Here is a 1,071-nt window from a genome sequence, read left to right as displayed (position 1 = left end):
CCGCCGTGGGCGAGCGGCTGGACACCGTCGGCCTTCATCTTGTCGGCCAGCGTGAACCACTCGTCCCAGGTCGCCGGCACCTTGCCGCCGTACCGGTCGATAATTTTCTTGCTGACCCACATCCAGTTGTGGCGGTGCTCGTTGAAAGGCACGCCGACGTAGACGCCGTCATGTTTGGCAAACCTCTGCAGTTCGGGCGCCATCACCACGTCCCAGTTCTGGGCGGTGGCGATCTCGGACAGGTCGCCGAGCAGGCCTTCGTCGGCGTAGGTCTTGATCTGCTCGCCATGCATCTGCATGGCAGCAGGCGGATTGCCCGACGCGACGCGCGCCTGGAGAACCTGGAGAGCGTTCGTGCCCGAGCCGCCGGCGACGGCAGAGTCCTCCCAGGCAATGCTCTGGCTGTTGAGCGCTTCCTTCAGAACGTTCAGCGCGTTGGCTTCGCCGCCCGATGTCCACCAGTGCATCACCTCAACCTTGCCGCTTGCAATCGCGGTTCCGACCGACAACAGTCCCGCCACGGCTGCGATGACGACGCCGCGCTTCGTTTTTCTCAAGTCTTTCGAGTTCATGCTGCATTCTCCCATGTTTTTCGTCGTCCTAATGGTTCCGGTGGTTCTGACGGTTCCCCCGGCGCCGCTTTCCGCGGCTCTCCTATTGATCGAACCTTCGGTTTGCTCATGCGATGACCGTCGCCGTCACGGCAAATCGTTAGATCGATACAATAGATGCGCGTGCCCAACCACGAAGGGTTGGCTGTACCTCCTATGTGCGCCGAGGCCACACCGGCCGCCGGCGATTTCGAATGATCTCCCTATGCGACCAGAAGCTCCGACTGCGGGTCGAAGATCAAAGCCTTGCTCGTATCGAGGCTGAGCGAGGCCAACTGTCCCGCCGCGCCGGACCCCGGACGCAGCCGGGCGATCACGTCGATGCCGCCGGCGTTGAAGATGGCGAGGTTGTCGGAACCGGTCGGCTCGACCACATCGATCCTGGCATTGAAGTTAAAGGGAGCCGCGTCGGCAAAGTGCGCGCCCGTCTCTACAATCGTTTCCGGGCGGGCCCCCAGGA

The 1,071-nt window shown here is 62.7% G+C and carries 1 protein-coding gene and 1 pseudogene; both read right to left on the bottom strand.

Annotation, left to right across the window (positions count from 1 at the left end):
- Positions 1-572, bottom strand: a 572-nt coding sequence (locus tag EOA86_RS35835; protein ID WP_164892376.1) for an ABC transporter substrate-binding protein, incomplete at its 3' end; no start/stop codon positions are given.
- A 242-nt stretch (positions 573-814) separates the two neighbouring features.
- Positions 815-1,071: pseudogene (locus EOA86_RS39135) on the bottom strand (sugar ABC transporter ATP-binding protein); the annotation flags it as partial.

This window comes from Mesorhizobium sp. M5C.F.Ca.IN.020.32.2.1, assembly GCF_004023105.1.
GTDB classification, from domain to species: domain Bacteria; phylum Pseudomonadota; class Alphaproteobacteria; order Rhizobiales; family Rhizobiaceae; genus Mesorhizobium; species Mesorhizobium wenxiniae.
Note: the sequence above shows the minus strand (reverse complement) of the source record. Positions and strands in the feature narration are given on the sequence as shown.